The following is a 25538-nucleotide window of genomic DNA, read 5'->3' as shown; positions in this document are numbered from 1 at the left end:
ACGCGAAAGGATCCGTCCTTTCGCGTTTTTTTAATCCTCATCTTTAATATCGATATCCTCAGGCACCGGTTCATTCATTAATTCCTCAACAAGTTTCTTATATTTCTCAACCTGTTTCATATGCGTATTGAATTGATCTTTGTATATCAAATAAGTATCGCCATCGTGAATGGCCCTTATTTTCCTTTGGAATATCATCTTTTCTACTTGTGATTCCGGGATCGATAAATATTCTGCTGCTTGTTTTACTGTCAAATACACTTTGGTTCAGTCCTTTTTCTTATTTTCTGCTGCAAGCCTGTCAACAAGCTTCTCTGCTGTCCTTCTGTAAAAATTGCTTATATTAACGAGCGATGCAATCAGGAGAATCGCTTCAAGCTCCTCCGGATTATCTGTCTCCAGCTGATTTACTTCTTGTTTTACTTCCTGTTCTGTTTTGAGTACATCCTCATTAAAAATCTCAATATTTTTCTCATGGAGATTCAAATAACTTTGATAAAAATGGTTGAGTGGAAAATCCCCGGACTCAATCCTTTCATTGATTCCCTCCAGGGTCTGTTTGATATCCTGGATCGACAAGCCCCCCTTCAGCTGGTAAATCAAGCTGATCAGGATAAGGTGCTCCTTCGAGTACTTTTTATTTTTTATCGGAAAGAACAGCTTTCCTTTCGCATAGTTGTTAATCATTGTTTTCGTCAGGACTTTTTCGTCCTCATTCCTTATCGAGCTGCCAAAGTTGTTCTCAAACAGCTGTATGACCTGGTCCATGTACAAGTCGATTTCCGGAATGTCAGTAAGTGCGATGTTGTTTTCAAGGTTAAGCTCAGCAAGCAAATCGGCAAAATTATTCACTATTAACCCCTCATGTTTTTATTTTAGGTTGTTTTCGTAAGGTATGTTGTTAAAATCCTAAAGCCGATTTTAACGGGATATAAAGCCATCTTGTAGTTCGGTACTAAGTTTGCATGCTCTTTTCTCATAACAAGAGTCTTCTTTGAGAAGAAAAATAGTTCATTCACTCCTATTTTGTGGTCAATAGCAACAAAGTTTGAGAAAAGAGCCTTATTTTATTATAATGCAAAAAAACGCAGTCGTAAATATTGACTACATATCATTATGCATATATTATTATAAGTAGTTATCTAAACTACATATAACGATATGGAGGTTTCTAAATGAACAGCTACATCCGCGAACCAATCAATGGCCTGACCCATTTGGCAGGTGCTTTACTATCCTTTGCCGGACTGCTTGCGCTCGTCATCAAAGCTTCACTTACCACTGGCTCAGCGCTGGCTATTACAGCCGTTACGATTTTTGGCATTAGTATGATCCTGCTGTATACGGCATCCGCTACCTATCATATGGTCATCAGCAAAGATAGCGTGATTGCCTTCCTTCGAAAAATCGACCATTCCATGATTTTTGTATTGATTGCCGGCACCTATACGCCGTTTTGCCTGATTAGCCTTAATGGAATCACAGGCTGGACATTATTCGGTATTATTACATTGGCTGCATTGTGCGGAATTCTTTTTAAGATGATTTGGTTCAGGAGTCCAAGATGGCTGTCGACCTCTATCTATATCGTCATGGGCTGGATGGTTATTTTCGTCGTATCACCCCTCTCCTCCGTCTTGACTCCTGCTGGGATTTACTGGTTGGTTGCCGGAGGAATCATGTACACAATCGGCGGTGTCATTTATGCTTTGAAACCTGATTTCCTACGATCCAAGCATCTGGGTTTTCATGAGATTTTCCATATTTTCATCATGCTCGGGAGCCTTGCCCATTTCCTGAGCGTTTACCTTTATGTCCTATAAAAATACCAAAAGGTGCCTGTCAGAAACAGGCACCTTTTCTAATAAAACATCCTTCTTCTTTGCTTTTGGGCAGGCTGATACTTCCGCATCGGGCCGTAATCCAATACTTCTTTCAAATAATAATCGCCGTTTGGATTTTGCTGCTTAAGCAGTTCTGTCAAATATGTAATGTCATCCATCGCCCTGTGCGTCTGGAATTTCGAGATGTTATGCGCCTGCAGCAACGTCAGCAGCTTGCTGTTTGGGAAGCCGTGGTTCTTCCATTGAACATTTTTCATTGTGCAATACCATTTCATCTCGTTGACTTCTGGATACATCCTGAATAAAAAGCTTCTGTCGAATGAGGCATTATGGGCAAAAATCGCATCAGTGCGATTGAAATAATCCATAATTTTTTCATCGTAAAACGTCTTTCCACGAACCAGGTCATAAGAAATCCCATGAATCCGGTAAGCTCTGTCATAATTTCTTTGCGCGGTCGTGGACAGCGGCTCCCTTAAATAAGAATCCTCATCAAGAATATCGATTATTTCTCCTGATTCCTCATGAAAGGAAAAAAGCTTCACAGCCAATTCTATTATTTCATCTGAATCTGGCCCCAGTCCAGTTGTCTCTACGTCCACTACCAATCCAAGCTTGTTCTCTTCGTTCAAAAATGTCACCCTTTTCAGCTGGAGTATATGAATCTATTTATAATCATATAGCAGGAATTCACCCATTTCCAGCTAAAGACATACGTATGAAACTATTTCCAAATCACAGCTTGCTGGTCATATTAATACTGCCCGCAGCATTCTTCAGAAAAATTTTCAATAAAACAAAGCCCAATGTCGCGCCAGCCAGTGAGCTCGCCAAGAACGCGGGAATGAATCCAAATACAGCTGCCTCTTTGCCAAGGAAAAGCACCGCGACTGGATAGCTGGCAATTGCACCGATGATTCCGGTTCCAACTACCTCCCCGGCAAAAGCGTATCCTAATTTCTTCGTTTTTTTATATAAATATGCAGCCAGGAGTGCACCAATCATGCTTCCCGGAAAAGCAAAGACAGAACCAGTGCCGAACAAATTCCTCAGTAGTGATATGCCCAAAGCCTGGGCCACTGCGTAATAGGGTCCAAGCAACACGGCAGACAATATATTGATGAAATGCTGTACGGGAAATACCTTTACAATGCCAAGTGGGATAAACAACATATGGCTGGTCAATGTACCGATGGCTACCATCATGGCAGTAAGTGTAAGCTTTTGTGTGTCTCTCATTTCAACCTCCGTTTAGCGAAAAATTTTGCCTTTCAATTTGGCTGCTGCTTCCCTCGCGTCATCTGCATGGCTTATCGCAGTAATCACTGAAACACCATCAGCCCCGGCATTCATGACAACTGCCGCATTACCCGCATTGATTCCGCCAATGCCGACCATCGGTATGCCAAAGTCTTTTAACTGCTCGAGCATGGCTGTTCCCTGAACCGCTCTTGTATCCTTTTTTGTTGCCGTTGGAAAAATCGGGCCAACGCCAAAATAATCGACACCTGCACGCTTTGCTCTTTCAGCTTCCTTCAGATTGTGCACAGAAACTCCCAGAATCTTGTCACCGATTTTTTTGCGGACCTCCTGGGCATCCTCATCCTCCTGGCCAATATGGACGCCGTCCGCATCAAGCTCAAGGGCCATTTCGATATCATCGTTCACAATGAACGGCATGCCGTTTTCCTTGCAGATTCTTTGCAGTCTCTTGCCTAGCTCGAGCTTTTCCTCCCCCTCAAGACAGTTACTCCCTTTTTCACGGTACTGAAAAATAGTGATGCCTCCGCGAATCGCCTCTTCAAGCACATTAACGGAATCCTGCACACAATTTGTGCTGCCGGCAATAAAATACACCTTCAGCCAGCTTCTCATTTGATCAGGACTTATCCTTGCCATGACGTAATCCCTCCTTTCTCCGTGTTAAAAGCCCAATGGTTCGTGGGTCCATGGCCTTGCCCGATATTCAGCGGGTTTGCGATGGCAGAATGGATGAACTCCTTCGCTACAGATACCGCGTCATATACAGTCAATCCTTTCGCAAGCTGTGCAGTGATGGCAGCTGAGAAAGTGCAGCCAGTACCATGAGTGCTCCTGGTTTCAACTCTCGGAAAGGAGAAGACCTCAAAGTTTTCCCCATTAAAAAGAAGATCAACAGATTCATTCGCATCCTTATCATGGCCGCCTTTTATGACGAGATTTTTTGCTCCAAGGACATGTATGCGCCTGGCCGCTTCCTTTTTGTCATCCTGACTGTGAATAGTCATCCCGGTCAGCACTTCTGCTTCGGGAATATTGGGTGTGACCACGAGGCAGAGCGGCAGCAAATGATTTTTCAGGGCCGAAACAGCTTCCTGCTGGAGCAATGATGCTCCTCCTTTCGCGATCATTACCGGATCGACAACGACCTTTTCCCAGCCGAACTGCTTTATTTTTTCCGCGACAGCTTCGATGATTTCCGCATTAAAAAGCATCCCCGTTTTCAAGGCGTCTGTCCCGATATCCTCCCCGACTGATTGAATTTGTTTAGCGACTGCCTCTGCATCCATCGGAAAAACTCCCTGGACGCCAAGCGTGTTTTGCGCAGTAACAGCTGTCAGTGCAGACGTGCCAAATACCTTCAGTTCCTGGAATGTTTTCAGGTCCGCCTGGATTCCGGCTCCGCCCCCGCTATCCGAACCTGCGATGGTCATTGCTCTTTTCATATCAATCTACCTCCTGTTGATCAAAAGAACTTTTTCTATTAATCTCCTCTTTGTTGACAAGGTATAGCTGGTTCAAGAATTCAACCTGGAAACTCCCCGGCCCCCGTTCAGCATTTTTGTCTGCAGCGATTTCTGCTGCCACTCCATATGTGGTTACTGCAGCTGCTCCTGCCTTGATCAAATCTTTTTCAACAGCTGCAAAGGCACCAATAACAGATGTAAGCAAGCAGCCTGTTCCCGTCACTTTCGTCAGCAGCGGATGCCCGTTATGCCCAATAATAGCCGTCTTGCCATCTGTAACAATATCTTCTTTGCCAGTAACGACGACGGTAGTCTTGAGTTTTTTAGCAGCAGATACGGCCAACTCGAAAACATTTCCGCTGGATTCACCAGCATCAACGCCCCGGATGCTCCAGGTTTCTCCAGCCACATTCGCAATCTCTGCAGCATTTCCTCGGATGATTGAAATTTCTAATTCTTGCATCAGCATTCTTGCCGTTTCGGTTCGATAGGCGGTAGCCCCTGCACCAACCGGATCAAGAATGATCGGCACTCCCTGTTTATTTGCCGCTTTGCCTGCAATCAGCATCGACTCAACGATTTCGGCTCTCAGCGTTCCGATATTGAGAACAAGGCTTCCAGCCATCCTGGCCATTTCGGCAACCTCCTCATGGGCATATGCCATAACAGGAGATGCTCCTAGAGCCAGAAGGCCATTGGCGGTAAAATTAGTGACCACAACATTCGTAATATTGTGCACTAGCGGGTTTCCCCGGCGAACTTTTTCTAGCAAACTAGCAATCTCTCTTACTTCCATGTAAAATCCCCTCCTTCTTAATCCATCACAAGGCCGCCGTCAACGACCAGATTTTGTCCAGTAACCGCACGTGCCCAGGGTGATGCGAAGAACAATATCGCATCTGCAGCTTCTGCCGGGTCGGTTACCTTTTTAAGCGGAGTGGATGATTCGATGAGCTGGAATACTTCCTCTGAAGTAGCTGAGCTTGCGTCGGTCATTTTAAGCAATCCTCCGGAAACCATATTGACGGTAACGCCATACTTCCCGAGATCACTTGCCATATTCCTGGTGAACCCCAACAAGGCAGCTTTGCTTGTTGTATAGTCGTGATAAGCGACAACCGGGTTCTGGAACAGGTTCGTGCCAATGTTGATGATTCTGCCAAACTTTAATTCTTTCATGTCTGGAAGTCCCGACTGGATTGTATTCAATGCACCGCGTATCGCTCCTTCAAGCTGCTGATGATACTCCTCCCAGCCAACTGCAAAAGCATCCTTGTTTGCCACAGGGTCAAATTTGAAATCCACAAGAGCGTTATTCACAATTGTCGTGACGGGAGAGCCAAAATGTTCTTTTGCTTGCCTGAACATGCTTTGGACCTGTGCTGGGTCTCTTACATCCGCCCCTACAGCAAGGGCATTCTCAACAAACATACCTTCCAGATCCTTTGCCTTTTCTTCGTTCTGGTAATAGTTAATAATGACTCGCGCACCCTCCCTTGCAAACGCCTTAACCGTTTCTGCCCCCAGTCCCCGGCTCCCGCCAGTCACCAGAACAACTTGATCTTTTAGTTTCATTGATAAAACCTCCTTAAAATATAAAAAAGCCAGATCCTTGAAAGGACCTGGCTTAAAAGCAAAGTAAGAAAGAAAACATCTCTCACACTACTTTCCTACGCTGGTATTAACCAGATCAGGTCCGAAGGGTTAAAAGACATACCGTCTTTCTCTCAGCCCGTAGCAGGGCACCCCTAGTAGTACATCGAATATTCAATTGTCTTTATCCTAGCCTTAACTCTTTTATATGTAAAGTGAAAAGTTCATATTCTGTTATTTTTCAGATTTTAGAAGTTCTTTGATTTCTTCCAGCAGCTGATTTTGCTGGTCCTGCTTATCGATGATTCTTGCAGCCAATTTTTCTAATGTTATCGTTATGGACCAGAGCGCTAACAATAGAACAATGATTACGCCAATATCAATCATCATCTTTATCCACTTTTCCCTCGACAAGATCATCAAATGGTGTATAGTTATTGCTCGGCAAGTTCCCAGACCGGATTATTTTAAAAATAATATAAAAAACCACAAAAAGCACAATAAACGTGAAAACAAAGCCCATATTGCCCCAGCCTCCTTTTATCCAATTATACAATAAACCTGATACAAAAAATGGAATTTTCTTTTTTTGAAAAATGGCCTTCTTAACGATATATGCTAAGATGAAAATATACATACGAATGGGAGTTGAACGATAATGAAGAACGAAATTATTGAAAGATTTACTTCTTATGTAAAAGTGGACACGCAGTCTAATGAAAACAGTGAAACCACCCCATCGACAGAAGGTCAGCTTACACTTGCCAATATGCTTGTTGAAGAGTTAAAAACAATTGGCATGGAGGAAGTAACGATTGACGAAAATGGTTATGTTATGGCGACACTTCCTGCCAATACAGATAAAGAAGTGCCAACAATCGGCTTCCTTGCCCACGTCGATACAGCAACGGATTTTACCGGCAAAAATGTCAATCCTCAGGTTGTTGATAACTTCGATGGAAACCAAATCATCCTAAACAAGGAATTGAAAATCATCCTTTCGCCTGCTGATTTCCCTGAGCTGCCACAATATAAGGGCCACACATTGATTACCACCGACGGAACTACACTCCTCGGTGCGGACAACAAGGCAGGAGTCGCAGAAATCATGACGGCGATGGCTTATTTGATCCAGCATCCGGAAATCAAGCATGGAAAAATCCGTGTTGCTTTCACTCCGGATGAGGAAATTGGCAGAGGACCGCATAAGTTCGATGTACAAGCATTTAATGCAAAGTTCGCTTATACGATTGACGGCGGACCGCTTGGCGAGCTGGAGTATGAAAGCTTTAACGCAGCAAGCGCCAAGGTTACTTTTAAAGGCAAGAACGTCCACCCTGGCACAGCAAAAGGGAAAATGGTGAACTCCGCAAAAATCGCGATGGAGTTCAACAGCAAGCTTCCAGCTGAAGAGGCACCCGAGCATACGGAGGGATATGAAGGCTTCTTCCACCTCAGCTCCATCACCGGAGATGTCGAGGAGACAACGCTCCACTATATCATACGTGACTTCGACCGTGACAGCTTCCAGGAGCGGAAGGAATTGATGCAGAAAATCACCAATGAACTAAGACTGACATACGGCGAGACCCGTATTGATCTAGAAATGAACGATCAGTACTACAACATGAAGGATAAAATCGAGCCGGTAAAAGAAATTGTCGACATTGCGTACGAGGCGATGGAAAACCTCGGAATCAAGCCGATCGTAAAGCCAATCCGCGGCGGCACAGATGGTTCCCAGCTTAGCTATATGGGACTGCCGACACCGAATATTTTTACAGGCGGTGAGAACTTCCACGGAAGGTTCGAATATATTTCTGTAGATAATATGATTAAATCAGTGGAAACAATTGTAGAAATAGCTAAACTTTTCGAAGCGAAAGCCTAACAAATTACAACAAGAAGCCAGATTCCCAAACTGAAAGGAATCTGGTTTTTTTCATGAGTAGCTTATCTCAATATCCGCCTTAGGTCCTATCCTGATTTAAATCGGAGGTGCATTGGGGATCAGCATGTTTTGCCTTATTCTAAATATAGAATGAGATTGAGAGGAGATTTTAAAAATGAAACGGATTTTGGTTATTTTCCTGGTAATAACCGGGGCTTATATCGGTTGGAACTACTTTGTTGATGGCAGCGGAGTTAACTTTGCAAAAGCGGAAGACGCGGTGAAGGTGACCAATCAAACGGAAAATATCACGTTTGATATTTCAAGCGTCGAGACGATGATCGTGCCTGAAGACCGGGATGATGTACGCGCCGAGCTGAAGGGCAAAGGTACGGTAAAAGTTGATAAGCATGGCGATGATATCGAGGTTGCTGTTCAACGAAAAGGGTTCTTCTGGTTCAACTGGTTTGAGATGGATAAAACCACTCTGACAGTTTATATTCCTGAAGACTATGAAAAGAATATGGAAATCGAGCTCGGTTCAGGCGAAGTAGTATTCAAAGGTCATTCTATTGATTCTCCAATGAAGCTAGAGAAGCTTGCGATTGATATCGGATCAGGAAGCATGGTTTTGGAAAACCTGGATGTTGAAACCTACATGCACCACAGTTCATCAGGCGATGTGGAAATCAATTCAATAGCTGCTGGCTCTGGTTCATTTGAAGTCAGCTCCGGAAGCGTCAATGTGCAGAATTACTCTGGCAAACTTGATGCAGATGTTTCATCGGGTGAGCTGGACATCCAGATGGATCGTTTGACAGATGACGTTAACTTAAATGTAAGCTCAGGTAATATCGAGCTGGATTTGCCAGATGATGCCGATTTTACGTTAAACGGAAAAATAAGCAGCGGAGACCTATCAAGTGACTTTCCGCTTGATAACAAAGAAGAAAACGATAACCGCCTGAGCGGCAAACACGGAAGCGGAAAGTATGAAATCAACGCTGATGTATCAAGCGGCGATATTGAAATCTTTTAATGAAATGAGTTGGCAAACTGATTTTTCCAGTTTGCCATTTTACATTGTGGTAGAGCGAATGTATTTCGCCAGATAAATGCGCCTAGCGAACTGGAAAAAAACGCGCAGAATTTCCAGTTCGCCAATAAATTTATATTTTCGCCAATAAAAGAGGGATTATCGCCAATAAAACTGTGAACTCCGCCAATATAATAAGATTATCGCCAATAAAGGTGGGAACTTTAACCGGAGAGTGCACATATCCATATTATTGGCCTGAAAAATTAGCTAATAATTTCCAAATCGTTATTAAAAATTTATTTTTCGCTATTAAAAAGTCAATTCCGCTATAAAAATCCTTTTCCGCTATAAAATTAATATTTTCGCTATAAAGCTGGATTAGAATCATATTATCAACCGAAACAAAGCCTGGTTGCTGCTGACCGGGCTTCTTTCTACATCTATATATCTTTGTTTTTCATCATCGTTCATTTAAAATGAATGCAAACACTTCCTGAGGGGTACGGTTATGTTCGAATTACTCATTACGATGCTGGAACGGCTCGGCATCATTGTGACGATTGCTTTCATTTTAACGAGGTTCCGCTTCTTCCGGGGATTGATTTATCATAATTCCCTGAACAAGCGACAGCAATATTTTGCGATTGTATTCTTTGGTTTTTTCGGGATTATTGGTACATATTCAGGCATGAGCTTCTCAACTGATACACTTCAGTTCAACCCCTGGGCTGCTGACTTGGCATCAGATGAGGCAATTGCCAATTCACGTGTCATCGGGATCGTGATTGCCGGTATGCTTGGCGGATACAAGGTAGGTATAGGCGCAGGCCTTATCGCGGGTCTGCATCGCTTTACGCTCGGCGGGTTCACCGCTCTTGCCTGCGGACTTGCGGCCATCGTTGCCGGAATCATTGCCGGCCGTTTTCAAAAGAAGAAAAACAATGTCAATCTGAGGACAGCCTTCCTGGTTGGGGCGATTGCAGAAACGGTGCAAATGCTGATTATCCTTTTGATAGCCAAGCCTTATGATCAAGCGCAAACACTCGTCGAAATTATCGGTGTTCCAATGATTCTCGCAAACGGGCTTGGCTCTGCTTTATTTTTGATGGTGATAAAGAATGTTGTTTCCGAAGAGGAAAAGACTGGTGCGATGCTTGCGCAAAAAACACTGCGGATCGCCGACCAGACGCTCGCGTACCTGCGCAAAGGCATCAATCCGGATTCAGCAAGGTCAGTCTGCGAGATTTTACACAACGAGGTTCAGACTAGTGCGGTCGCAATCACAAACCAATCTGAAATCCTGGCACATGTCGGCCTTGGTGATGACCATCATCGTTCCACAAGCCCCATCCAGACGCAGATTACGAGGGATGTGCTGAAAAGCGGCAAGCTTGTCGTCGCCAATGATGAAACGATTCACTGCCGTGAGCAAAGCTGCCCTCTTGGAGCTGCAGTGATTGCCCCATTGAAACTGCGCGACGAAACGATTGGCACGCTGAAGTTTTATTTTAAATCGGAAAAAGAAATCACCAATGTCGTCATTGAGCTCATATCCGGTCTCAGCAACCTGCTCAGCAACCAGCTTGAAATCGCTGAAGCGGATAAAGCCTATCAGCTTGCCAAGGAAGCTGAAGTAAAGGCCCTACAGGCACAAATCAGTCCTCACTTCCTTTTCAATACAATGAATGTCATCACCTCTCTGATCAGGATTGATCCTGCAAAAGCGAGGAAGCTGCTTGTCTCTCTGTCGCATTTCCTGCGTCAGAACCTGACTGCGACGACGGTGTCGATGACTACACTTGAGCAGGAATTAGCCCACGTGAAAGCCTATTTATCTATTGAAGAGGCCAGGTTTGTGGAAAAACTGAAGGTTACCTATGATATCGAGGATGACGCTTTACCTGTAAAAATCCCGCCGCTGACGCTCCAGCCAATTGTAGAAAACGCCGTAAAACATGGGATTAAGAATATGGATCATGACTGCCAAATTAATATAGACATTCACAAAAGTGATAATAGTACGATTGTAACGGTGAGAGATAACGGGCAGGGAATGAGCAAAGAACGGATTAATCAGTTGGGTAAACAAATAATTGATTCAGAAACAGGAAGTGGAATCGCACTTTTCAATGTAAACAGAAGACTTACGATGAATTTTGGGGAAGAAGCCTCACTGCGGATTGATAGTGCGACTGGAAAAGGCACAAAGATTTCCTTTACAATTCCACAAGCGGAGGAATTATAGATGGACAAGATGATACGTACTCTAATCGTTGATGATGAATTATATAGCAGGGATGAATTGAAGCATTTATTGCAGTCCTTCCCTTCCATCCAGGTTGTCGGGGAAGCAGAATCAGGTGAAACTGCGGTCATGAAGGCTTTGCAGCTCCACCCGGATGTCGTCTTCCTTGATGTCGAAATGCCGAAAATGAATGGGATGGAAGCAGCAAAAGCGCTGATGGAATTAAGAAAATCACCGCTGATTGTGTTCGCAACCGCCTATCCTCAATTTGCTGCCGAGGCTTTCAGATATGAAGCAGTTGATTACTTGCTTAAACCCTATGACGAGAATCAACTCAGGGAGACGGTCCTCAGGATTGAGAAGCATTTCCTGATGCCCGCTGAACAGGAGTCAGGCAAGCAAACTGGCAAGCTTGCCGTTGAAGGTGATGGAGAGATCATTTATCTCGACCCGAAGGATATCCTGTACATTTCGAGAGAGGAAAAATATTCAAAAATCATTACAAAAACAAGGGAATATGAAACAAGAATACCTTTAAAGGATCTTGAAATGAGGCTGACGGCATACTCATTTTTCCGCATTCATAAAAGCTATATTGTGAATCTGGATTATGTTATCCGTCTTACCCCATGGTTCAATGGGGCCTATCAACTGGAACTCGAAGGCCGCAATGAAATGTTATCAGTCAGCCGTAATTATGTAAAAGCATTGAGGATTCAGCTGGAATTATAAATTCTCTTAAAGCATCTTAAGGATGCTTTTTTGCATTTTAATCGACATTTTTTGCATTTCAGGCTCATATTCTTGCATCTTGTTCACAAAACAGCCATAATTTCTCCTTCTCTATTATACTTAATGAAAACGCATACAATTTACTTTGAGGAGGTTTCATATGTATACTTTTCTAGCTGGTATCGCACTTTTAATTATTGGTTATTTCACGTATGGCAAATTTGTAGAAAAGGTGTTCGGCGTGAACGAGACTCGTTCCACTCCGGCATTCACTCATAAGGATGACGTTGACTATTTGCCGATGTCTACAGCGAAGAACTCTTTGATCCAACTTCTTAATATCGCTGGTGTAGGTCCTATTTTCGGGCCGATCATGGGAGCGCTTTATGGACCGGTTGCTTTCCTTTGGATCGTTCTTGGCGCAATTTTCGCTGGTGCTGTCCATGATTACCTTACTGGTATGATTTCAATCCGTAACAGAGGCGCACACCTTCCTGAACTTGCAGGAAAGTTCCTCGGCAAATTCATGAAACATGTTGTTAACGCGTTTGCGATTCTTCTTTTACTATTAGTTGGAACCGTTTTCGTCACAGCTCCGGCTGGCTTGCTTCACAACTTGATGGACGGAAAGGTTACAATGGGCCTTATTATCGGGGCAATCTTTATTTACTATATCTTAGCGACACTTCTGCCAGTTGATAAAATCATCGGCCGCTTCTACCCGATTTTCGGTGCATTGCTGTTAATCAGTGCAATCGGAGTAGGCTCAATGCTTGTAATTACTGGAGCACCGATTCCTGAGCTTTCCTTGACGAATTTCCATCCAGGGGGCGCAGCGATTTTCCCGCTATTATTCTTAACAATTTCTTGCGGAGCGCTGTCAGGTTTCCATGCAACACAAACACCGATCATTTCTCGTACTACGCAAAATGAAAAGAGCGGCCGCAAGATTTTCTACGGCATGATGATCGCTGAAGGTATCATCGCCATGATCTGGGCTGCAGCTGCGATGAGCCTGTTCGATGGCTACAACGGCTTGAACGACATGCTTGCGAACGGCGGACCTGCTGCAATCGTAAGTGAAGCTTCAACATTGATGCTTGGCGCAATCGGCGGAACTCTAGCAGTTCTTGGCGTAATCGTACTTCCAATCACTTCAGGTGATACAGCTTTCCGTAGCGCGCGTATGATCATTGCTGACTACTTCAATTTTTCACAAAAGAAAATTGCTAGCCGTCTATGGATTGCGATTCCGTTGTTCGTTATCTCTTTCGCACTAACAAAGGTGGATTTCACACTTCTTTGGAGATACTTCTCCTGGGCTAACCAATCAACAGCGGTTATCGCGCTTTGGGTTGGTGCCATGTACCTGTTCATTGCCAAGAAGAATTACTGGATCGCGATGATTCCTGGTATGTTCATGACAGCAGCTACGACTTCCTACATTCTTAATGCTCAAATTGGATTCGGCCAGTCGCTGACAGTATCCAATATCGGAGCGTTAATCGTAACAGCTGTCATCACAGTTATTTTCTTCAACGCTGCTAAAAAAGCACGAGCTAATAATATTCCGCTTGATGAAGATATTTCCAACTACAACAAGGTGGCATAACGATGAGCGGATGCTGCAGTCCGGAATACCGCAAATCGGTCAATGAGAAGGAAGCACAGGTTAATGACAAAGGGAAAGAGCAGCTTCCCCTTTTCGCTAAAATTATCATTGTCATTATTACTGCAGGAGGGCTTCTTGCTGCCCTCCTCGCATATTAATAAGACAACACCAGGTGCACGCTTGATTCCAGGCGTGCACTTTTACATAGTCAAGGAGGTTGATGGATATGAAAATATTAATCGTAGGAGCAGGTGCAATTGGCGGTTACTTCGGCGGTCGCCTTTTGGAAAAAGGAGAAGATGTTACGTTTTTGGTGCGAGAAAATCGCAAACAGCAGCTTCGTTCAAATGGGTTGGTGGTGGAAAGCATTCATGGAGATATGCGTTTTGCAGAACCTAAGACCGTTTTATCAGGGGAAAATGTGGAACCCTTTGATGTAGTGCTTGTTTCCACGAAGTCCTACCATCTGGATGGCGCGGTTGAGGACATCAGGCCTTATGTAGGAAACGAGACGATGATCTTGCCATTATTGAATGGAATTGCGCATCTTGATGTGTTGATAGAAGCATTCGGGACTGAAAAGGTAATTGGAGGCCTATGCTTTATCGAGACGACCCTGACTCAGGATGGAAAAATAATCCAAACCAGCCCAATCCATGATTTGGTCTTCGGTGAACGGAATGACGAAAAAACGGAGCGAATCTTGCAGCTAGAAGAAACATTCAATGGAACGAAAGCAAGCTTCCGCCTTTCTGAAAAAATCGAGCAGGAGATGTGGCACAAATACTTATTCATCACTTCACTAAGCGGCATCACCTCCCTGTTCAGGTCCCCAATCGGTCCTATTCGCGAAAAAGAGCATGGCTGGAAAACAATTGAGGGCCTGGTTAATGAAACGGCGGCAATCATGGAGAAAATCGGTGCCCCGCTTGCAGCAGGAGCTATGGAGGCCACCCTGGGGAGAATGAAGGAAATCGGCCATGGAATGAAATCCTCCCTGCAGCGTGATATGGAAAAATCCCTTCTTACAGAAGGAGATCACCTCTTTGGCTACTTGCTGGAGAATGCTGAAAAGTTGGGTTTGGCAGCGCCGATTCTATCTGCGATCTATGGAAATGTGAAGATCTACGAGAATGGACTTGGCGCTGGAAAAAATCTGCGATAATTTCCAGTTAGCGAATAAGAGGATGGTTTTTGCGAATACATCGTAATATTTGCGAATAAAAGTATGTTTTTTGCGAATAAATTCTATTTTTTGCGATTAAAATCTATTTTTGCAAACAACTCCATTATTCTAATCAAAAAAAGTGCCTGAGCCTTTATGTGTCCTCGAAAAACACATAAGCTCAGGCATTTTTAATAAATTTTCGCGTCTTCCTGGCCAATCATCACTCGAAAAGCACCTGCAGCCAGTGCTTCCAATTCCTCTTCACCTGGCCGGACGAAAACTTTTCCCAGGAAACTGATTTTCTCCTGAATTAATCGTACAATCATATCTGAATGGGCGATTCCCCCGGTAAGGATGAATCCATCCATCTTACCTTCCAGTACGGTGGCCATGGCCCCAATCTCTTTTCCTATCTGATGTACCATTGCTTTTAAAATAATAGCAGCTTCCTTGTCCCCATCCTGCGCCTGCTGCTCTACTTCTATAACACTCTTTGTTTCAAGATAAGAATACATTCCACCCTGTCTTGTCATTCGTTGAAGCAATTCTTTTTCGGTGTATTTTCCTGAAAAACAAAGCTGAACGAGCTGTTTTGCTGGGAGTCCGCCTGCCCGTTCGGGAGAGAATGGTCCCTCATTTTCGGCATTATTGACGTCTATGATCCTGCCCTTCCGAAGTGCAGCGACTGAAATGCCGCTCCCTAGATGGGCCACGACAAAGCTTGTATCATCCAAATCCTTCCCGAGCTCTGCTGCCATTTTACGGGAAACTGCCTTGATATTGAGAGCGTGAACATGGCTTTTCCTTTCAATATCAGCCAGACCGGAAATCCTCGCTTCCACGATCAGTTCATCCACACATACAGGATCAACTATAAAGGCTGGTATTTGATGAGTGCCAGCTATTTCCGCTGCGATGATCGATCCCAAATTCGAAGCATGATTGCCATGTTTTCCTGAACGTGCATCATCCAGCAGATGTTCATCAACAATATATGTTCCACTGTCCATGGGCTTCAGCATTCCACCCCGTCCTACAACCGCGTCCAGCTCTGAAGGCTTGAAGTCATTCATCCGTAATGCACCCAAGATGGATTCAAGCCTGTACGGCAGCTGGTCGGCTAAATCTGGCAGCTTGATGATTTCAGCATCAGCATGACGGATGGTTTCTTCAAAAAGTAATTTTTCATCTTCATAAACTGCTAGCTTAGTAGAAGTGGAGCCTGGATTTATCGCTAGGATTCTCATTATACCTCTCTCCTATCTTTCACACGCTGACCTTTGTATTGGATGCCGCAACGACGGCCAGTGCAATCGAAGCCAATTTTGCCTCCGCAGTATCTGACCGGGAGTTTAAGACAAGCGGTATTTTTGCTCCTAGCACGATTCCCGCCATCGTCCCCTTTGCAAAATAAGTAATCGCCTTGCCAAGGAAATTTCCTGCCTCTATTGTTGGGACAATGAGTAAATCCGCTGCTCCATCAAGCTCGCTATCCAGTCCTTTATGCAGAAGAGACTCCCTGCTGATTGCGAGATCCAACGGAAGAGGTCCTTCTATCAGCAGCGACTGGCTCCATTCATTTTTAATTACCATTGCCAAATGGTCGGCTTCCACGGTCACTGGCATCTTCTCGCTGACTCGTTCGTTCGCTGCTAAAATCGCTACCCGCGGCTGGTCCACTCCAATTCTGTCCAGGAACTCTACCGCATTCAGGACGATTTGCTTCTTCTGCTGAAAATCTGGCGCAATATTTATACCGCCATCACTCATACTAATAAGCTGTTCGGCCCCCGGGATGTCGAACACGGAGATATGGCTGATGACTCGGCCAGTTTTTAAGTTAAGCTCCTTATGCAGCACCCCTTTTAAAAATGGAGTGCTATTCACGAAGCCTTTCATGATTACCTGCACTTGAGCTTCGCTTGCCAGTTTGGCCGCAATAAAAGCATTTTCGTTCTCCGTATAGGCCGGATAAACAGGATATTCCTCAACAGAAAAGTCGAGTTCCCTTGCCAGCTCAAAGATTTTTTGCGGATCTCCGACTAGATATGGCTCAATGATTCCGAGATCCACAGCCGCTTTCACAGCTTCAAGCACATCCCTGTCGTGTGCAGCGGCGACGCTCATTTTAACCGGCGGCCTTTTTTGTGCTTCAACGATCACCTCATTAAAGCTTTTATAGCGCATGCTTCTCACCTCCTGTTGCTTAACCTGTATACATACTCTGGATTCGGCTGATCTTTTCAATCTTCTCTTCTACTAATATATTTGCGGCTTTATACGTTGGGATATCATGAGTTTTGGAGATTTTATAGATCTTTTCAAGAATGTCATAAATCAGGCTTGCATTCTTGAACGCCCGGTCCTTGCTATACTCATGGAGTTCATCTGCTACCTGGATCAAACCGCCAGCATTTGCCACGTAGTCCGGTGCATAGAGGATGCCTTTCTGATGCAGCATGTCGCCGTGTCGTTCTTCAGCCAGCACATTGTTCGCTGCTCCAGCAACAGCCAGGCACTTGAGTTTCGGTATCGTGAGGTCATTGATAACAGCGCCCAATGCATTTGGTGAAAAAATGTCGCATTCTACGCTGTATATATCAAGAGGCTCAACTGTTTCGATATCCGGGTATTGCTCCTTAACTTCTTTTACATTCTCTTCAAAAATATCGGTGACGATCAGCTTCGCTCCTTCTTCATAAAGGTGGCCAACGAGAAAGCGGCCAACTTTTCCAAGTCCCTGAACGGCAATTTTCCGCTCCATCAGTGAATCTGTACCAAAAATCTCTTTTGCCGTAGCCTTGATTGCTTTCCACACACCGAACGCCGTGATAACAGCCGAGTTGCCGCTGCCGCCATATTCTTCAGGCAAGCCAACGAGATACGAAGTTTGCTTTGATGCGGAAACAAAATCCATGCCGAACGTACCGACATCCGTTCCAGTGTAAAAGCGCCCCTTTAACGTTTCGATAAATGAACCAAAGGCCTGGAACAATTCATCCGATTTTTCTGACTTAGGGTCGCCGATGATGACCGCTTTCCCTCCTCCATAGGTCACACCTGAAACGCCACATTTATATGTCATTCCTTTTGATAGTCGCAGAACATCCCGCAACGCGTCTTCAGTCGATTCATAATCCCACATCCGGCATCCCCCAAGCGCCGGACCGAGCGTCGTATCATGGATAGCGACAATCGACTTCAATCCAGTTGCCTTGTCATAGTTGAAAATCACCTGTTCATGCCCCTGGTTTTTCATTTCCTCAAAAATATCCAGCACCTTTTTCTGTTCTTCCGTAAGCAACACAAACATCCCCTCCCGTAATCGGACCTGGCAAAGCTGCGTCAGTATAGGTAGTTTCCAGATCAACAAATAAATGTAAGCCCTTACATATTTTCATTATAAAGACTTTAGCTGCTGCTTACGGTGATATATCTTACACTTCTATGGCAAATCAACTGGAAAAAACCGAGGGTAATTTCCAGTTCGCCAATAAATTTGTGAACTTCACCAATAAACTTGAATTATCGCCAATATAATGAGATTTTCGCCAATAAAATTAAAATATCGCCAATAAGTCTCGGGTTTTCGCCAATAAAGAGTTTTGTTAAGGAAATTCCCATTAAAATGGACGCTAAAAAGAACCAAAGCAGCAGCTTCGGTTCTTTTTAAGACAACCTTTACTATTGAACTCCCGGAAACCAGCCTGGTGTATTGACGATTGCCTGCCATAATGGATCCGGAACGACAAGTCGCGCCTGCGCACCCGTATCGAGCTTTGTTTCGATTTCATTTTCACGGCCTGTTTCGACTTTTTCGACCCAATCTGGATCAATAATCAGTTCACGGCCTAATGCAAGCAACGGGACTCCTGTTTCAAAGGCTTGGATAACATCATCTGCGCTATAAAGTGAGCCGACACCGATGACAGGAACTTTGCCGCCGACGCGCTCGTGGATGATTTCCATCCTCGAACGATCATCGTCAACACCCCTTCTTGGCGTTGACCAGAAATCATTTAAAGATACATGCAAGTAGTCAAGGTCCTTTTCAGCCAGGGTTTCAATCAGTTCCAATGTATCAGCCATCGTAATTCCCGGCTCCTCAGGTTCTTCCGGTGAGAATCTGTATCCGACGATAAACGGTTCCTTTGCGTGCATTGCGGTTACTCTCTTTACCTCATCCACAACAGCAAGCGGGAATGCCATCCTTTTTTCCAGGGAACCGCCCCATTTATCTTCACGTCTGTTTGAATGAGGTGAGAAGAATTGCTGAATCAAATAACCGTTGGCTCCATGGATTTCTACGCCATCAAAGCCTGCTTCAATCGCTCGGCGGGTTGTCTCGCCAAACGCAGCAATGATCTCTTCCACTTCTTCCCCAGTCAATGCTCGCGGTGCTTTGGCGCTGTTACGCTCTGATTGAACATCGCTCGCACTGACGATATCCCCGTTTGGTACAAGCTCAGGAGGACACTCGCGGCCGCCATGGAAAATTTGCAGCACCGCTTTAGCACCTTCAGCTTTTATCGCAGATGCCAGCTTCCTAAGACTTGGGATCATTTCATCCGTATCCGCACCAAATTCCCCATGAAAGCCTTTCCCACTACGGGTTACATATGTACAAGCAGTTACCACCATGCTGACGCCTTTTGAACGGCGGGCGTAATATTCTGCTTCTGCGTCCGTTACAGTTCCATCCTCATTCGATGAAAAGTTGGTCATCGGCGCCATGACGAGCCTATTCTTCAGATTAATTCCATTTTGGAATGTAAACGAATCAAATAATGTTTTATATTTTTCATTCATTGATGTGATCCTCCTTCTTTAGTATACGAAAGTGTAATAGCCTAAACTGACTACCGTTAAACATCCTGGTTATTATTTGTGTTTTGCTCGAAAAAAAACAGCGAAATATATTCCGCTGTTTTTTCTTATTTACCCGTTTTATCGATGGCTGCCCGAATCGTTTTTGCCTGCTGTTCCATATCGCCAATCCCCTGGAAATGGGCATACATGATTCTCGGTTCCTAATGCAGCATATGATTATGAACAGCTGTTACTTCCAGCTTCCCTTTTCGCAATACATCCAGGACTGGATTTACCTCTTCCTGCAGAAGCGCAAGCTCTCCCATGACAGCAACCTGTCCGTCTACCTTTTCAAATCCAAAATAGAAGATTAGCTCCATCGTTTCTGGAGATTGCTTTTTCCCCATATGCGTCGGTTTTATACTTTCCCTTACGATTTCCACCTTGCAGACTCCCTTTTCGGTTTCAACCCTTGTATCAAATATCTTTTCCAGCTTATCACAATTTGCATTACCCTGAGCCTGCACAGCTGCTGGTAAAAAGAGAGCAAGAACCAAAGCTGTTGCCATTATTGACCTTTTTATTTTCAGGCACTCCTTTTTTAACCATGGCATCTCTCTAGATCCGGATTCGTTATACAGTCTACAAAAAAGACATTCTGCTACTGCAGAATGCCTTTAAGTTTCTTATTTTTGCTAAGCAATTCCTCCATTGCTTCCATTGAAAGCGGTCTGCTGAAATGATAGCCTTGTCCGACCAAGCAACCGTTTTCGAGCAAAAATGTGACCTGTTCCTGGTCCTCGATGCCTTCAGCAATGACATTGAATTGCAGATTATGTCCCATATCAATGATCGTTTTGACCATCGCTCCTTGATTGGCATGATGGACGATATCGTCGACGAAAGATTTGTCAATTTTGATTTTATCAATCGGCAAATGCTTCAGTAAGCTTAACGATGAATATCCGGTACCAAAATCGTCAATCGCAAGGGTTACGCCAAGCTCTTTTAATTGATCAAGAATCATCGCTGTTTTCTCGCTGTTCTGCATGACACTCTCAGTGATCTCAAAATCCAGATATTTCGGTGGCAGCTGAGTATCGATCAATACCTGTTTTACTGTATCAATGAAACGGTCTTCCTGTAGCTGGCGCACAGAAATGTTCACTGAAATCGGTATAGGGCTATAGCCTTTCTCCTGCCATACCTTGTTTTGAGCAGCAGCCTTTTCCAGCACCCATTTCCCAAGCGGGACGATTAACCCTGTTTCCTCCGCAAGTGGAATGAATTCAGCTGGTGAAATTATGCCTTTCTCCGGGTGCATCCAGCGTACAAGTGCCTCTACTCCGATGATTTCCCCGGTGTTCAGATTTACCTGTGGCTGATAATGAAGGATAAGCTGGTTTTGCTCCAACGCTTTCCTCAAGCCATTCTCCAGCTCCATTTTGCGGGAGGAAAGCCCGTGCAGCTGATTAGTGTAAAACTGGTAATTATTTTTCCCGCGATCCTTTGCCAGGTACATCGCCGTATCTGCATGCTTGATCAGTGTTTCCTCATCCTGGCCGTCTTCTGGTGCCATGCTGATTCCAATGCTTGGGGTCACGAAGAACTCCTGGCCTTCGATGATAATCCCCTCATTAAACTCATCAAGAATCCTATCTGCGACTTCAATGACTTGTTCCTTACCGAGCCCCTTAAGTACAATAATGAATTCATCACCGCCCTGCCGAGAAACAAGTCCCTGCTCTTGGACAGCATTTTTCAGCCTGCTGGCGACAACCTTTAATAATAGGTCGCCAAAACGGTGGCCTTTGGTGTCATTGATAATCTTGAACCGGTCGAGGTCAAGGAAGATTACGGCTATCTCCTCGTTTCCGTTTGCCAGCGAAGCATTCAGGTGCTTCTTCACCATGTTCCGATTCGGCAGACCAGTAAGCACATCATAATAGGCCATATATTTGATGGTCTTTTCAGCCTTTTTACGCTGAGTCAAATCACGGCCTACAATTTGTTCAGCCATTCTTCCTTCATATAAAATCGGCATAGCGGACATCTCTACATCAATTTCTTGCCCGTCTATCTGTGTTGCCTTAAATTCAAACCACAATTTTTCCTCAAAATCTTCACCTATTGTCAATTCGCGATTTTTTATACGGGCCAGTACATCAGGGGGAATCAGCTTTGATATCGGCTGTCCAATCAACTCTGCCGGTCTTTCCGCCTTAAACAGCTTGCAGCCGGCTTCATTGATATATTCCAGCTTTCCTCTGCTGTACACCGCAATCAAATCGGGCGACATTTCCACAAGGCTGCGATATCGTCCTTCACTTTCCTGCCGATCGGTAATATCGAAAAGGACACTGGTAAAATCAACGAAATTTCCGCTTTCATCAATGACAGGAATGCCTCGATCCTGAATCCAGCGCACCTCTCCATCGGGACGAATGATCCGATATATACTGGTAACTGCTTCCCCTCTTGAAAATCCAGCTTCCCTTTCAGCTAAAATAGGCAGATCCTCAGGGTGGATAACTTTTTTCCAAAGTGTGTTGTCATGATAAAATTCTTCAGACGAATGTCCGTACAGTTTTTCAATACCAGATGTAATCAGCAGTGTATCCGTCTTCATGTCATGTGACCAGATGGCGACATCCAGAGTGTCAAAGATGCTTTTAAGCCTCTTTTTATGCTCCTGTAGATCTTCTGCTGTATTTTTCATCCCTTTGAATACTCGGAAGACCAATGCAATAAAAACAAAGGACACGGCCAAATCTATCAAATAGCCAACCTCTTTACTTATGGAAAAATAAAACGAAGTCAACCAATCAATCAGCTCCGCGAACAGGAGAAAGAAAACTATAGATAATCCGGTGTATTTTTGTATCTTTCCGTCATTGCCCATTCAGACATTTCCCCCTGTGCCAAGCTACATGATTGTATATAAAGGCTGTTTTCATATTAATTGTTGCTTTTCGAACATATCTTTACATTCGCATACTGAAAGGTACCGGGATCTTTTCACTGGGACTGCATTCAAACTCGTAAAAGCCCAGGTGCCAGTTTTTACTATCAGTAGTGCAAGTATAAAAGTTTTCGAAAAAAGCCTTTATTAAAATCTAAATATTCTGGAGTAGCCCCATTATTAACATAACAAAAATACTAGGTCCGGCACAATGAAATATTACATATGACCCAGATAATTGAAGAATTTTGTCATTTTTCACCCTGACAATATGGGGATACATTAAAGAGCGATCCCCAGCACCGTTGATAGTTCTCTCTTTTTCTCGTTCAAATAGATTTGGTCAAGCTCCTTCAACTCGTTTGAATCGAACTTTTCCATACTGTAAATATACAGCTCCCATATGCTTTTCTTCAAGGAATCGTCGGCTGTTTTTCCAATCAACAGAAAAGCGTCGATGAGGGCAGTAAGAATGGAAAAATCTTGACTCCCATAATGGATAATTTGATAAAAGGATAAATATAAGATATCCATCGTCCGCTTTTGTTTCCCTATAATCCTTGGCTGCATCTCTTCATCATAATAGGCTATATACCGTCCGTTCGAACGGATTCGGCATAAATGAGACAAGGCCATGCCTAAATAGGAAATGCAGACTCTTGCGGTATTCGGGTCATTAATGCCTGGTGAGATGGCCCTCAAGGCAACCTCCACAATCTTCTGAAGCGCAAATTCAGGATCCTGGATCGATGACCGCTCTTTACCCAGCTTTAAATATTGATTCATGACGGCATCGATATCCTTATCAATCTTGCCACTATGGTGGACTCTGAAGGCAATGCTGTCCTCTGTCAGAAAATCACCATTCAAAAAATTCGCTTCAACCCCAAGTGCGTTTTGTGATGCATATTTTAATAGTCCCTGATAGTCTGTCAGCTGGACATAACCGAATCCTCTGCATTTTACATCCCGGACAAATTCATAGGTGAATCCTGCATCTTTTCTGTCATCTATCACGTTTGTGTAGTCACTTTCCAGTGTATCCTCCTGCCTTTTAATGACCTTTAAAGCACCCTCAGTGATTTCCCGAATCAGCGTGCTGACCTGGACTGAGGTTGCGACATTATGAATAAAATAGCCGAAGAATGCGAGGCAGATGAACGCAATGATAACTCCAACCGTAGCTGAGATCACCTGACTCTCATACCACGTTTCACTCATGAACAGCAGCGACAGGATCGAGTAGACAAAGCCGCCCATGAAGATTCCGAGCACCCGCATCGTCACAGGATCCTCGACGAAGTTACTTAGCGTCCTCGGTGAAAATTGAGATGAATATGTAGTCAGCACGACCATGATCGTAGAAAAAGTGATCGTCGTCATTGTCAGCAGTGCTCCAGAAATCGAACCTAATATCGTTTGCGCCAACTCAACATTCGTCAGCAGAAACGAAGGGACTGTTCCCTGAGCGAGCTCATTATGATCGACATAAATCACAGCCAATGCCAGCAGGAATGCCAGTACACTATAAATACCTGGTCTCAGCCACATACTTTCCCTTATTCGTAAAACTATCTTTTTCAACAAACTTCCCAGCCCCTTAAGTTACCAACTCTTTCCTTACTTATTTAGACCATTTAGTGGAGGTTTAATCCTTTTTAGTCTAATTGGAGCTATGTTAATGCCACTTTTCCGCTAAAAATCCACTGTTTCCAACCCAATCGTCATTTTTTCATAATCCAGGAAAACAAAAAACCTTGCCAATTACAGCAAGGTTCCATTTTTAATTCGCATACCCTACAAGCTCCATAAAACCTCTTCCGCTCAGTGGCCTGCTCTTTCCATCGCTATGCTTTTCCCGACCGGTTACTTTGCATGTTCCTTCCCAAATAGCCTGTATCGGGCCAATGATAGGCATTTCCTGGTTAGGGAACTCAGCTTCGACATTAAGCTCGATCCCGAAATCGGGAATGCGAATCTCCCATTCTACTGGATACCTGGCATTTGTTTTCAGGCTTTTCCAGTACTTTACTTTCTGGAAAGTTAAATTTCTCGTAAAACGGATACTGCCGTCCTCTTCAATGACATTTGCCATTGGCTTTCCGGAGGACATTTGATTTAGCAGCAGCTCACGCCCGTCACTAAGCAGGATCCCGAACCAGTCCCAGCCTGACCCTTTTACTAAAGAGTAATCACGTCCCCATTGATGGTCAAACCAGCCAGTACCGCTTACATTTTCCGTCTTCCCGTCCGTCTTTATTATTCCATTCACAGAATTCCTCGTAGTAGAATAATAGTACAGATCATCAGGCTTTCCATCACCGCCTATCAGTGCGACAGGCTTGATTGGTGTGAATTCAAGTTCGATCTCTGAGTTTTTCTCCTTTAAAAGTGCATCAAAACCAACTGCCTCTTCCCCCTTGAAGCGAAGCTTGTGGCTCCCATAGATCAACTCAAGTGGGTGTTGATTGATTCTCGCAGCCTCCAACATCGTATGCTGTGCAGGTATTTCGCCTTTAAGCAATTTTTTATAGAGTCTCCAGATCCTTTTATCTGTCGGATGGAGCAAAAGGTAGAAAGGCAGATATATAGCTAGCATTGCTAGCTTCACCTTTGAATCGAAACTTGAAAAATTGAAGCGTTTTTTTCTGTCCAGGTCAATCAAAGTATGGATGATATAATGCCCTTTGCCAATCTCAAACTCGCCCACCCGGAAAAATGATGCCATCACCGCATACCGGCCGCCCCTGTCCCCATTCAAAAAAGAGAAAAAATACCACCATTCAATATTTGAATCTCCATGTGGCCCTGCATCCTTTGGCAGTGAAATCCTGTCTAACCGTTCATCACTCATCCCAGCACACACCTTCTTTTTTTAGTAAGGTATGCAAGGGACAGTAAAAAAGCATCAAAGAAG

26 protein-coding genes and 1 riboswitch are annotated in these 25538 nt (G+C 44.1%); of the genes, 8 read left to right on the top strand and 18 right to left on the bottom strand.

The window, feature by feature from the left end:
- Positions 1–30 precede the first annotated feature (30 nt).
- Together DYI25_RS20305 and DYI25_RS20300 are read right to left on the bottom strand one after the other, a co-directional pair.
- Entirely contained in the window at positions 31–261 is a 231-nt protein-coding gene (locus tag DYI25_RS20305; protein WP_213372302.1) for an excisionase family DNA-binding protein, read from the bottom strand.
- A 6-nt stretch (positions 262–267) separates the two neighbouring features.
- Positions 268–852: a DUF1836 domain-containing protein gene (locus tag DYI25_RS20300; RefSeq protein ID WP_213372300.1), complete on the bottom strand. Its 585-nt coding sequence runs from the start codon at positions 850–852 to the stop codon at positions 268–270.
- 323 nt (positions 853–1175) lie between these two features.
- Here DYI25_RS20300 and trhA point away from each other — a divergent pair, with 323 nt between their 5' ends.
- On the top strand, positions 1176–1823 hold the full coding sequence (gene trhA / locus DYI25_RS20295; RefSeq protein WP_213372298.1) for a PAQR family membrane homeostasis protein TrhA: 648 nt from the start codon (positions 1176–1178) through the stop codon (positions 1821–1823).
- A 38-nt stretch (positions 1824–1861) separates the two neighbouring features.
- On the opposite strand, the gene DYI25_RS20290 is transcribed toward trhA, so the two are convergent.
- From DYI25_RS20290 to DYI25_RS20255, 8 genes are all read right to left on the bottom strand, one after another.
- Complete coding sequence (locus DYI25_RS20290) at positions 1862–2476, bottom strand: exonuclease domain-containing protein (protein WP_213372296.1); 615 nt, start codon at positions 2474–2476, stop codon at positions 1862–1864.
- Between the two features lie 103 nt (positions 2477–2579).
- Positions 2580–3083: an energy coupling factor transporter S component ThiW gene (gene thiW, locus DYI25_RS20285; protein WP_213372295.1), complete on the bottom strand. Its 504-nt coding sequence runs from the start codon at positions 3081–3083 to the stop codon at positions 2580–2582.
- Positions 3084–3095: 12 nt separating this feature from the next.
- Positions 3096–3743, bottom strand: a complete 648-nt coding sequence (thiE, locus tag DYI25_RS20280) for a thiamine phosphate synthase (RefSeq protein WP_213372294.1) — start codon at positions 3741–3743, stop codon at positions 3096–3098.
- Positions 3731–4549 carry a bifunctional hydroxymethylpyrimidine kinase/phosphomethylpyrimidine kinase gene (gene thiD / locus DYI25_RS20275; RefSeq protein ID WP_213372293.1) on the bottom strand — a complete coding sequence of 273 codons (819 nt, stop codon included), beginning with the start codon at positions 4547–4549 and terminating at the stop codon, positions 3731–3733. The genes thiE and thiD overlap by 13 nt, the downstream gene beginning before the upstream one ends.
- Before the next feature lies 1 nt (position 4550).
- Positions 4551–5366 (bottom strand): hydroxyethylthiazole kinase, encoded by an 816-nt coding sequence (thiM, locus tag DYI25_RS20270; protein WP_213372292.1) that lies wholly within the window; start codon positions 5364–5366, stop codon positions 4551–4553.
- A gap of 17 nt (positions 5367–5383) precedes the next feature.
- A complete protein-coding gene (locus DYI25_RS20265; RefSeq protein WP_213372291.1) occupies positions 5384–6145 on the bottom strand; it encodes a 3-oxoacyl-ACP reductase in 762 nt (253 codons plus the stop codon).
- A gap of 75 nt (positions 6146–6220) precedes the next feature.
- Positions 6221–6330, bottom strand: a riboswitch (TPP riboswitch).
- A 67-nt stretch (positions 6331–6397) separates the two neighbouring features.
- Positions 6398–6553 carry a hypothetical protein gene (locus DYI25_RS20260; protein WP_213372567.1) on the bottom strand — a complete coding sequence of 52 codons (156 nt, stop codon included), beginning with the start codon at positions 6551–6553 and terminating at the stop codon, positions 6398–6400.
- Positions 6543–6686 carry a hypothetical protein gene (locus tag DYI25_RS20255; protein WP_213372289.1) on the bottom strand — a complete coding sequence of 48 codons (144 nt, stop codon included), beginning with the start codon at positions 6684–6686 and terminating at the stop codon, positions 6543–6545. The genes DYI25_RS20260 and DYI25_RS20255 overlap by 11 nt, the downstream gene beginning before the upstream one ends.
- A gap of 135 nt (positions 6687–6821) precedes the next feature.
- Between DYI25_RS20255 and pepT the strand changes: the two genes are divergently transcribed.
- The 7 genes from pepT to DYI25_RS20220 all read left to right on the top strand — a co-directional run bounded on the left by pepT (position 6822) and on the right by DYI25_RS20220 (position 14847).
- Positions 6822–8054 (top strand): peptidase T, encoded by a 1233-nt coding sequence (gene pepT, locus DYI25_RS20250; protein ID WP_213372287.1) that lies wholly within the window; start codon positions 6822–6824, stop codon positions 8052–8054.
- Between the two features lie 175 nt (positions 8055–8229).
- Entirely contained in the window at positions 8230–9093 is an 864-nt protein-coding gene (gene liaG / locus DYI25_RS20245) for a LiaG family protein (RefSeq protein WP_213372285.1), read from the top strand.
- 508 nt (positions 9094–9601) lie between these two features.
- Positions 9602–11338, top strand: coding sequence for a sensor histidine kinase (locus tag DYI25_RS20240; protein WP_213372283.1), 1737 nt, complete (start codon positions 9602–9604; stop codon positions 11336–11338).
- The gene (locus DYI25_RS20235; RefSeq protein WP_213372281.1) at positions 11339–12070 is read left to right on the top strand and encodes a LytR/AlgR family response regulator transcription factor; all 732 of its coding nucleotides are present in this window, start codon (positions 11339–11341) and stop codon (positions 12068–12070) included.
- 160 nt (positions 12071–12230) lie between these two features.
- A complete protein-coding gene (locus DYI25_RS20230) occupies positions 12231–13682 on the top strand; it encodes a carbon starvation CstA family protein (RefSeq protein ID WP_213372279.1) in 1452 nt (483 codons plus the stop codon).
- 2 nt (positions 13683–13684) lie between these two features.
- The gene (locus DYI25_RS20225; protein ID WP_213372278.1) at positions 13685–13840 is read left to right on the top strand and encodes a hypothetical protein; all 156 of its coding nucleotides are present in this window, start codon (positions 13685–13687) and stop codon (positions 13838–13840) included.
- 68 nt (positions 13841–13908) lie between these two features.
- Positions 13909–14847 carry a ketopantoate reductase family protein gene (locus DYI25_RS20220; RefSeq protein WP_213372277.1) on the top strand — a complete coding sequence of 313 codons (939 nt, stop codon included), beginning with the start codon at positions 13909–13911 and terminating at the stop codon, positions 14845–14847.
- A 191-nt stretch (positions 14848–15038) separates the two neighbouring features.
- Here DYI25_RS20220 and buk read toward each other — a convergent pair whose 3' ends face one another.
- The 8 genes from buk to DYI25_RS20180 form a co-directional block, all read right to left on the bottom strand.
- A complete protein-coding gene (gene buk, locus DYI25_RS20215) occupies positions 15039–16097 on the bottom strand; it encodes a butyrate kinase (RefSeq protein WP_213372276.1) in 1059 nt (352 codons plus the stop codon).
- Between the two features lie 19 nt (positions 16098–16116).
- Positions 16117–17037 carry a phosphate acyltransferase gene (locus DYI25_RS20210; RefSeq protein WP_213372275.1) on the bottom strand — a complete coding sequence of 307 codons (921 nt, stop codon included), beginning with the start codon at positions 17035–17037 and terminating at the stop codon, positions 16117–16119.
- Between the two features lie 19 nt (positions 17038–17056).
- Positions 17057–18127, bottom strand: coding sequence for a Glu/Leu/Phe/Val family dehydrogenase (locus DYI25_RS20205; RefSeq protein ID WP_213372549.1), 1071 nt, complete (start codon positions 18125–18127; stop codon positions 17057–17059).
- Between the two features lie 407 nt (positions 18128–18534).
- Positions 18535–19659 (bottom strand): NADH-dependent flavin oxidoreductase, encoded by a 1125-nt coding sequence (locus DYI25_RS20200; RefSeq protein ID WP_213372274.1) that lies wholly within the window; start codon positions 19657–19659, stop codon positions 18535–18537.
- A gap of 221 nt (positions 19660–19880) precedes the next feature.
- Positions 19881–20228: a DUF1259 domain-containing protein gene (locus tag DYI25_RS20195; RefSeq protein ID WP_213372273.1), complete on the bottom strand. Its 348-nt coding sequence runs from the start codon at positions 20226–20228 to the stop codon at positions 19881–19883.
- A gap of 92 nt (positions 20229–20320) precedes the next feature.
- Positions 20321–22561: a sensor domain-containing protein gene (locus tag DYI25_RS20190; RefSeq protein WP_213372272.1), complete on the bottom strand. Its 2241-nt coding sequence runs from the start codon at positions 22559–22561 to the stop codon at positions 20321–20323.
- Between the two features lie 342 nt (positions 22562–22903).
- The gene (locus DYI25_RS20185) at positions 22904–24208 is read right to left on the bottom strand and encodes a DUF2254 domain-containing protein (protein WP_213372270.1); all 1305 of its coding nucleotides are present in this window, start codon (positions 24206–24208) and stop codon (positions 22904–22906) included.
- Positions 24209–24404: 196 nt separating this feature from the next.
- A complete protein-coding gene (locus tag DYI25_RS20180) occupies positions 24405–25475 on the bottom strand; it encodes a lipocalin family protein (RefSeq protein ID WP_213372269.1) in 1071 nt (356 codons plus the stop codon).
- Positions 25476–25538: the final 63 nt, after the last annotated feature.

This window comes from Mesobacillus boroniphilus (assembly GCF_018424685.1).
GTDB classification, from domain to species: Bacteria; Bacillota; Bacilli; order Bacillales; family Cytobacillaceae; genus Mesobacillus; species Mesobacillus boroniphilus_A.
The sequence above is the reverse complement of the archived record's forward strand: the minus strand, read 5'-3'. Positions and strand labels throughout refer to the sequence as shown.